Here is a 576-nt window from a genome sequence, read left to right as displayed (position 1 = left end):
TGATGCCGCTGCTGAAGGTCTTGATGGAGACCGCCTCCGGCCGTCCCCCTGTTCAGTGGCCATTCGACCCCTTTCCGCAGCGGCAAGGCCTCTTGCGTGGCATGTTTGACAACCATGCCGACGAGCTACGCCCTGGCTTCAATCGCGAAGCCGGAAGTTTCTTCATTCCGAGAATGGTCGGCTCGGCACTCGATGCGGCGATCGCATTCCGTCCGGATGCCTTCGCCAATGGCGAGCTGGAACAGGAGCTGGATACGATGTTGTCGTACTATCTGATCGGGGAGCGCTAGAAGCGTGAGCTAGCGTGCGCCGTATTGGCCACGCTGTGCAATCGTACGTGCTATCGCACGCCGACGTCGAACGAATAGGCCACGCCGACGCCGTAGGTGACCTGATTGGTCGACCCACGGAATTTCACCAGCGGACTATCGGCGATGCTGCCGAGCAGCTTGTCATATTCGACATAGCCGCGCACTTCCCATTGCGGATCGAGCTTGTAGCGCAATTGCGCGCCCGCACCGACCGAACTCGAACCGCCCTTGGCGTCGTAAACCGGCAAACCTGACGCAAGCGCCT

2 protein-coding genes are annotated in these 576 nt (G+C 60.4%); one reads left to right on the top strand and one right to left on the bottom strand.

All coding sequences use genetic code 11. The features are described 5' to 3' along the window. Positions 1–290 (top strand): hypothetical protein (locus tag AC1DS5_RS25360; RefSeq protein WP_477721004.1); only part of this gene is annotated, 290 nt, incomplete at its 5' end. Positions 291–340: 50 nt separating this feature from the next. Here the strand turns inward: AC1DS5_RS25360 and AC1DS5_RS25355 are convergent. Continuing rightward, positions 341–576: MipA/OmpV family protein (locus AC1DS5_RS25355; protein WP_477721003.1), on the bottom strand; the 236-nt coding region annotated here is incomplete at its 5' end.

Source organism: Polaromonas sp. P4_H1, from assembly GCF_056400945.1.
Note: the sequence above shows the minus strand (reverse complement) of the source record. Positions and strands in the feature narration are given on the sequence as shown.